This window comes from Micropruina sp. (assembly GCF_047606665.1).
In the GTDB taxonomy this organism is placed as follows: Bacteria; Actinomycetota; Actinomycetes; order Propionibacteriales; family Propionibacteriaceae; genus Micropruina.
Window position 1 is genome coordinate 23,075 of the sequence record NZ_JASGEF010000054.1, and the last position, 8,314, is coordinate 31,388.

Annotated in this window: 8 protein-coding genes; all 8 read right to left on the bottom strand. The window is 68.7% G+C overall.

Annotated features, from left to right (window positions below; translation table 11 throughout):
* Positions 1-16: 16 nt before the first annotated feature.
* Positions 17-1,117 carry a lytic murein transglycosylase gene (locus QM619_RS13205; RefSeq protein WP_415109412.1) on the bottom strand — a complete coding sequence of 367 codons (1,101 nt, stop codon included), beginning with the start codon at positions 1,115-1,117 and terminating at the stop codon, positions 17-19.
* A complete protein-coding gene (locus QM619_RS13210; protein ID WP_415109415.1) occupies positions 1,117-2,436 on the bottom strand; it encodes an ATP-binding protein in 1,320 nt (439 codons plus the stop codon). Before QM619_RS13210 ends, QM619_RS13205 begins: the two co-directional genes overlap by 1 nt.
* A 190-nt stretch (positions 2,437-2,626) precedes the next feature.
* On the bottom strand, positions 2,627-4,138 hold the full coding sequence (locus tag QM619_RS13215; RefSeq protein WP_415109417.1) for an SCO6880 family protein: 1,512 nt from the start codon (positions 4,136-4,138) through the stop codon (positions 2,627-2,629).
* A 16-nt stretch (positions 4,139-4,154) separates the two neighbouring features.
* A complete protein-coding gene (locus tag QM619_RS13220; RefSeq protein WP_415109420.1) occupies positions 4,155-5,504 on the bottom strand; it encodes a hypothetical protein in 1,350 nt (449 codons plus the stop codon).
* Positions 5,504-6,358 (bottom strand): hypothetical protein, encoded by an 855-nt coding sequence (locus tag QM619_RS13225; protein ID WP_415109423.1) that lies wholly within the window; start codon positions 6,356-6,358, stop codon positions 5,504-5,506. Before QM619_RS13225 ends, QM619_RS13220 begins: the two co-directional genes overlap by 1 nt.
* Before the next feature lie 2 nt (positions 6,359-6,360).
* Positions 6,361-6,630, bottom strand: coding sequence for a hypothetical protein (locus QM619_RS13230; protein WP_415109425.1), 270 nt, complete (start codon positions 6,628-6,630; stop codon positions 6,361-6,363).
* Positions 6,627-7,400, bottom strand: coding sequence for a hypothetical protein (locus tag QM619_RS13235; protein ID WP_415109427.1), 774 nt, complete (start codon positions 7,398-7,400; stop codon positions 6,627-6,629). Before QM619_RS13235 ends, QM619_RS13230 begins: the two co-directional genes overlap by 4 nt.
* A gap of 20 nt (positions 7,401-7,420) precedes the next feature.
* Positions 7,421-8,047: a hypothetical protein gene (locus QM619_RS13240; RefSeq protein ID WP_415109430.1), complete on the bottom strand. Its 627-nt coding sequence runs from the start codon at positions 8,045-8,047 to the stop codon at positions 7,421-7,423.
* Between the last annotated feature and the right edge of the window lie 267 nt (positions 8,048-8,314).

The following is an 8,314-nucleotide window of genomic DNA, read 5'->3' on the forward strand; positions in this document are numbered from 1 at the left end:
GGATCCTCCGTCCGGGTTAGGTGGTGAGGTTGCCGACGCGCCAGAACTCGTAGATGTGGTGGCGGCGGAAGTCGGTGTAGTGGTAGATACCGACGCCGCGTCCGCGGGCTTCGAGGCTGCGATGGCTGGTGGGGTCGTAGACGAGCATCACGTGGCCAACGACGTTCGGGCCGAGCCAGGTGTTGGTGAATACCAGGTCACCGGGGCGGGCTTGGGCGGCGCTGATCCGGTGCCCGTTGCCTTTCGCGAGCCAGGAGCGTTGGCCGCGCGCAGTCCGCGGGATGCTGAGACCGGCCGCGCGGAACATGCCTTGGACGAACGAGCTGCAGTCCCACGCGTTGGGTCCGTTCGCGCCGAGTATGTAGCGGTCCCCCAGTTGGCGGCGTCCCCACCCGATCATCGTTTGGACTTTGTCGGAGGTGATCGGTGGCAGGGACGGGTCACCGTCGGGGGTTTCGTCGCCGCAGTCGGTCGGATCGCCGAGCACGACGATGCGGCCGTTGCTGTAGGCGTGGGCGTAGTACAAGACATCGTTGCCATAGCTGACCGAATGGTTGTACGCCCACAAGGCTTTGATGACGCCGGCCTTTCCGCTGGTCACGCCGGACGCGGTCAAATAGTTGGCGGCCGAGAAAATGCTGTCGGCGTCGGCACGGATCCGGGCGTGGCCGTCGCCGTCACCGTCGACGCCGTAGGCGGCGAACGTGGCGGGCATGAACTGCATCAGCCCCTGCGCGCCCGCCGAGCTGGTGGCACGGTGGGCGCCGTGGCGGGTTTCGGCCATTCCGATGCCGGCGAGCAGTTCCCACGGCACCCGGTAGCGGTCGGCAGCCGCCCGGTACAGCTTCAGCACCCGTGCCGGGATCGGCAGTGCGGGGCTGGTCAATGATTGGTGCCGGGGCTGGCCCGGTAGGGGCAGGTCGAAGCCGACGCCGCCCTCCTGGGCGCCGGGAACCGACAGGGACGCGTTGTTCGATGGATACCCGGTACACGGGTTGATCCGGACCTGTTCGGCGACTGCCGGCGCCACTACCGCAGTCATCAGCGCGATCCCGGCCATCGGCACCGCGATACACAGCACCAGCAGCGGTGCGAGGAGCCAGGCAAGGACAGCCATCAGCGGGCCTTCTCGAGTGCTTGCTGGGTCCAGGCGATGGCCCGTTCGGCCGGGTGCAGGACGGTGACGACTTTGTGGATCTGGTCCCCGACCAGCCACAGGGCACGTCCAGGGGCTTGGCGGCACCAGTCGGTCACCAAACCGGTGGCGGCCGGTGGCAGTCCCAGCAGGGTTTCAAGTTCCTCGGCGACCTTCTGGTCCTGGCCGTGCACGATCCTGGTGTCAGCCAGATGCAGCAGGTCTTTCGCGATCGCCGTGGCCTGGGATCCGGCGTCGCCGGCGGTGAGCAGGTCGGACGGCTTGTGCGCGATCGCGAACTGGATGTCCCCATCCCGCCGGGACAGCCGCAGGTCGGCATCGAAGGACTTGACTGCCTCAACGCCCAGGCGCAGTTGTTTCCAGGATTCGTCACGGACGACGATCCGTAGGTCGCCGGGTTCTGCAACCTCGCGCATCGCCCTGCCCCAGCTGTTCAGGCACAGCAACGCCATACCGACCGCCTGATCGCCGAGGGCCTCCAGCCGCGACAACGACAGCGACTGGATCGGCGCGTCCCAGTCGAGCCGGATGGTGGTGTGGGCGTCGAACAGGCCGCGGAGGCTGCCGTTCACGAGCTGGCCGAGGCAGTCGCGCAGCAGCCGGGTGTCGTCCATGAACTGCCGCACGGAAGCGAACCGGCAGCCCTCCACGAGACTGGCGGGTGGCTCATCCAGGAGCCGCCACACCGCGGGGATGGTGGTCTCAACAAGCCGGGTGTTGCCGGTCTGGTGGCCGGTGAGGAGCCTGAGGGCGGTGTCGAGGACGGCTTCCTCAGTGGGCCCGAACGGCACCGGCTGTTGCCCGATCGTTTGCGAGCCGATCAGGCCGCGGAGCAGGGTCAACCAGCGACTGAATATCACCGTGACCCGCCGGCGTGCCTCGGTGGCGTCGAGTTGTTCCCAACCGGCGCCGAGGGGTCCCAGGGTGAGCGGATTGATCCGGGCGGGTAGTCCGTGGCCGATGGCGATCGGTTCCACGCCCAGGGTCCGGCACAGGATCTCGTACTCGTCCTTCGGGTCACCGACCACGAGTATCCGGTAGCCGAAGTCCGTCATCCGCAGGCAGAACGCCTTGACAGTGGCAGACTTGCCCGTCCCCGGTTTGCCGAAACAGAACACATTCGGGTTCGACACCGCCATTTCCGGGTCAAGCACCCAGCCGTTCGGATCGCAATAGAACGAGCCGCCCGAGAACAGGTCCATTCCCATCTGTGCACCGGTCGGCGGCAACGCGGGCGACGCGACCCAGGGCCACAACACCGGCGCCTGATCCGCGGTCATCCGCCACACCGACACCGGCGCGGACGCTGGCGACCAACCACGGCCCCGGCGGCCCCTAAGCGGCGCCGGCCTGAACAGCCGGACGCCCGCAGGCTGCCGCTCGGGGCCGGGACGGCGCGGCAGGTCGTGCCCGAAATCGGCCAACAGGGCACCCACTCCACGGCCCGCGGTCTTCGACGGGCGGCGCATGTCAGGCCTGCCGTCCGGGCAAGAGGCTGGTGCCGAGCGGGATAGTAGACGCGGCGAAACCAGCGTCCTGCGCCAAATCCAGACGCAACGGTGCGAACCCCGCCCGCCGGATCGCGGCGTCCAGCCGCCTGCCGGACTCGGCAACCCGGACCATTTTCGCCACGGTCACGGTCGCCACCGCATACGGCCTGGTCAGCGCATGACCGGTGGCCAGACGAGTGTCCAGCTGCCGGGTGCGGTTCAGGGCGATCCGTTCCTTCGCACGGGTCCGGATCCCGGCCCGCTGGCGGAGTTCCTCTCCCATGTCGGCGGCCCACTCGGCGCTGGCCGTTTCCCGGTCCGCGATGGTCTGCGGAAGAATCGGGAACGCCACCAGCAGCGACCGGCGCTCGCCCGGCTCGGTGGGTGCCAGGACAGGGGCGAGTGCACCGATCACCGCGCCCCGCGCCGGCAGCTTGATGGTCGCGGAAATGCTGTTCCACGCATCGTGGGAGTAGTGCCGCATCGCCAGATCGGCACCAGACGGGCCAGCCATCGCCCACGGCACGCCCGCGTTCACTGCCGAGCCGTGCTCGTTGGCGGTGACGGCGGCCACGATGCTGGCCCGATCCCCCGGCGCGAACCCGGTCCGCACCGCCACCGCAAGTTCCGGGGAGGTCAACCAGCTGACCTGCCGCATCCGCAGCCCGGTACGCAAATGTCCCTCGACCTCGGCCATCACCAAACCGAGCGCGCGCCCCCGGCCCTCGATACCGCGACCGTTCTCCTTCGCAACCCGGGCTAGACGCCGCTCCGGCACGATCACGGTCACGAACGCCTCGGTCCGCACCCCCGCCGCCGCGAGCATGCTGGCCAGGCCGTCGTTCACCTGCCGCGCCAGCACCGGTGCCCCCTCAGGCTGGTGGCGGGCCAGCCACTGCTCCCGCTCCGCACCATCATCGGGAACGGAACGGATCACGAACTGGACCTCGTCGACCAGCTCGGTCCGCAGGCAGGCATCCAGCAGTGCCGTGAGGCCAGCACCCTGGCTGTCCCGATCGGCCGCATCAACCAGCGCCAGGCCGGGATGGGTGACCGCCGCCGTGACCGCCCAACACCTGCTGGCATGGTGCTGAATGATCGCGACCCGGCGCAGGTCCGGGCCCTGTGGTGGGCCGTCATGCACCGTGACCGCGTCGAGGACACCAGGAAGATCAACCTGATCCAGATCCTCCGCGATCCCTTGCGCGGCCCGCGCCCGGAACACCGTCCAACCCGCCGCCGAACCGATACCGAACCGGATGATCGCCGCCAGCCAGCCGACCGCGGGACGGCCCGCGATCGGCACGGCAACCAGGAGCATCAGCAGCAGCCAGCCGGCGGCACAGCCGGCCAACAGCAGCCACTGCTGCCGGCCCAACGCCCACACCGCCGGAACACCGGCAGCCACCAGAAGGATCAGCCGGGGACCGCTCAGGCCGAAGAAGAAGCCCTGACGATCCTTGCCGTACTCGGAATAGACAGACACATCCATACCCACAACACCCCCTTTACGTCTCGGAACCCGACCCGGTCGCGTCGGCATCGACCAGATCACCCGACGACGACGCAGGCACCGGCTCCGGTCCGGGCGGTGGCCCGTCCGGGCCGCTGCCCGGCTCGCTGGTTGCAGCCGTCGGCGGGCTCTCGGTCTGGCCGCGGGCGATCATCGCCAGCGGCGGCCGGCGCGAGCCGCGGCCGGTGCCCTGGTCGGGGTAGTAGCCGTGATGCCCGACACCCATCTGGCTGGTGGTGTCCGCCATTACCGAGGTAGCGGTGGTGGCCACCTTTGCTAGCAGCCCGACCGCGGTCGCGGCGACCGCTCCCGCGGGCCCCAGCACGCCCGCCAGCCGGCCTGCCGCTGCTGTCTCCCCCCCGACCTCGCCCGCCGAAAGGCCGGCGGCGTCCGCCGTCGAGGCTGCGCCGCTCTCTGTTGAGGCGCGTCCCCGCAGCAGGCCCTGCACGCCACCGACCGAAGCCAGACCGGCCCGCGCGGCGGCACCGGAAGCCGTGCCCGGCTCCATGAAGGCAAGCAACCGGAACAGAGCAAGTGGCGCGATGGCGGCGACACAGATCAGCACGATCGCCGGGATCGCGGTCGCGATCGACGCCAACACCCCCGACGCCTGCCCGGCAGCGACACCCGAGGCGAGCTTCATGCCGATCCCGGTCACCATCACCATCACCACCGGCGCGAACGCGGCCGCATGGAACCAGCGCAGCGACTTCCAAAACCACACCCGGCTGCTACCGGTCACCAGCCCGGCCGCCGAGATCGGAGTGGTCGCGACAATCACCACCAGGGCTGCAGAGCGGGCCAGCATCATCACCACATGCATGATCGCCGCGACCCAGATCAGGACCCCCAGCACACCCAGCACGGTCGCGATCGCCGCGTCGGTCACATCCTGTGGATCAATCGGCTCCCACCCCCGCCACTGGCGCCAGCTGGAAACACCCAGCAAGGACGGCATCAACGACCGGGCCAACCCCGACGCGGCAGCCACGATCAATACCGCGTAGCCGATCCACGCCGCCCACACCAGCGCGAACTGCACCAGGCCGGTGAAGCCGCGGGCAAGTTCGCGCCCGTCCCGTTTCCCGGCAGCCATCCCCAACTGGACCAAGCCAAGAAGCAACACCAGGCAGGCGGCGAGCCAGAACGTGACGCGATACAACTCGGCCGCCGGCCCCGTCTCGGACAGGTCCGGAGTGAGCAGCGCGTCAGCCCAGCCGAGGACCGTCTGCAACGTCCACAACCCCGAGTTCCACATCGCCAACATGGCCGCCGTCCACGCATCCACCACGATCCGGGCAGCGACCGACCCCAACAGGTCGAACGGGTTCGGCAACGGAACCATCACGCGCCCTCCGGCCCCAGCCACGACAACCAACCCGCCGCCACCGCAGCCTTCGACCCCGGCCACGCCGACGGGGCCAGCGCCGGCGCCACACCAGGGGCGATCTGCCACCGGCCGTCCGCCCACTGCATCCGGGCGCAATGACCCCACCCCATCCGGGCCTCGGCCCGGATCGTGGCCGTCACATCAAGCAGGACACAAGCCACCAGCCAATCCGGGCCATCCGTTCCCTTCACCATCGCCCCGACCGGACGCACCCGCACCATCGTCGCCGGATCGATGCTCGAGCCCTGCCGGGAACTCCGCAGGAACGCGGCCACATTCGCCGCCACATCCCAGACGTCCATCGCGGGACCACCCGGCAACACCCACACCTGATGAACCTCCACGGTCCGGGGAATGCTCATGGCCTCCAGCACCGCCACATCGATCGCCGCCAACTGCGCGACCGCACCCGGATAGGTGTGCGGGAACATCGGGATGCCGGCCGGTCCGCGGCCATCGAGCGCGTCCGGAACCCGAATCGGTGGCGCCGGCGTCAACGCCGGATCCGGACGAACCGCCGCCTCCGACGGCACCACCACCATCGGCGCCGCCGCGATCCCCTCCCGAACAGCCGACGACCCCGGCACCTCCACGGTCGCCGGAGCCACAGTGGCCGGACCGGAGGGCCCGTCGGCGGAACGTGTCGTGACCGGCGGCCAGGAGCCGCCCGACACCGCCTGCGCAATAGCGAGGGCGACACCCAGTAATACAGTGACCGCCATCAAGCCGGCGGTCGTAAGACCGAGCAGCAGCCGCTGCCGGCTCCACGGCTGACGAGGCCCGATGGAATGGTTGCGGTGGCGCCACATGATCACACGCAGCCGTCGCCGACAACACTGTCCAGCATGCCGGGCCAAATCATGTAAATGATCGCCGCCATCAGCACCACGCACAGGCCGACCACGCCCCACTTGGACGCATGAGGCATAGCGAGCAGCTTGCCCGCCGCAATCGCCCCGATCGACACCAACGCAGCCAAGCCAAAAACAGCCAGAACACCCCACGCCACATTGCCCGTGATCTGATCAACAATCGGCTGCGCACCCGGCGGTGCCTTCGGACAAATCTTCAACGGGTTCATGACAGAAGTCCCTTCAACAAATCGGCAGCCGCCCCATGCAACGCTTTCGGCAACGGCTCCGACGTAATCCCCGACACCGCCAGCTGCGGAACGAACGGGAACCAGACCAACCGCCCCTGATCGCGAACCTGTGCAGTGAGAGGACCGGCCCAGCGGCCCAGCGAGGCGTCCCTGCGACGTTTCGAAGCGCTCGTCACCGCCACCCAGCAGCGCGCCGGACCGACCAGCCCCAGGCAGATCTCCACCCGCCGGAACCCCGGAATGGACGCCGGCGTCACCAACACCACCCGCGGACAAACCCGCAGCAAATCCCCCAGCCAACCGGCCGCATGCAAGGACTGCCGAACCTCCCACCAACAATCGACCACCGTCACCCCGGTCTCACCCACCGGTGGCGGCGGCACCACCTCCGGTGCCGGCACCTGGTCACCACGCCGCAAAATCCGCAACTCGTCCCGGCGACCCGCAACCCAGCCATCCGCCACCGAGCCAAGCTCAGCCGTCGCCGCGCCCGCCAAACCCGAACAAGCACCAGGGCCGCACTCGATCACCCGCGCCCCTCCGGCAGCAGCCGCCAACCCAAGAGCCACCGTGGATGTGCCGGCCGAACCCACAACACCGATCGTCACCACCGGCACCTCACCCTTCACCGGAACCCACACGTCCCGACCCGGTGCCGGCCGGCGGAAATCGCCCCGCTGGACCGCGAGCCAGGCCTCCAACAACTCACCGATCGGCACCGGTGCCGTCACCGTCTGTGTGTGCTGCATAGCGATCTCCCTTCGCTCCCCTAGGCGCACAGCCGGACGGAATAGGACGGGACCGGGGCGACGACCGGACGGAGTTCATCAGCTCGGGCCGCCAACGCGTCCAAAGCGCGGCGTCCGCGGCGCCGCACCGTACGTGGATGGACACCAAGCTCAGGAGCCACCGACCCCGAAACCGCCAACAAACTCCGCCGGGCGTTCGCCCGCAGCGGCTCGCTCGACGCCCGATCCACCATCAGCAACAACAAGCGCCGCTCCTCCCGAGTAATCACTCGATGAGCAACACCCCAATCCAGCACCGCCACCAGCACCTGGAGTGGATCGACCTCGACGTCATCCGGCCCATCCGGTAGGACATTGACCAGGTCTCCGGTGTGGGTAAGTTCCTCGCGAAGCGGGTTCATCAGATCCGGACGCAAGTCCCGCAGCAAATGACGCCGCAAGTTCGCGCGGATCGTCCCCGCGACGTGGGTACCCGAGCGCCAGTTGTAGGTACGGACTTCGATCCACAACTGCGACGCCACCAACTCATCGATCCGCTCATCCAGATCATCCAGACCCCGCGCAACCCCGCACGCCGCCGGTAACATCCCCCACGCCAACACCAACGCAGCATCGACATCATCGCCGCCGTCCTCCGCAGCCAGCACCGCCAGGCCATACCGCGCCGCGCAATCAACCGGAGAGGTACCACGCAACCACCTGCGGGCCTGCCCAGGAGCAAGCCCAGCCAACGCCGGGCAGACAGCCACCCAATCCCGCCACCGCCGCTCCACGATCCCCAACGCCATGTGGGGTGCCTGATTTCTTCCGGACTTGGGATCCAATAGGATTGACCCAGGAAAGGATCATGATTATGTCGAGTAAGCGGGGCAGGTTCAGCCCGGAGTTCAAGAAGCAGTTGGTCGAGGCGTTTC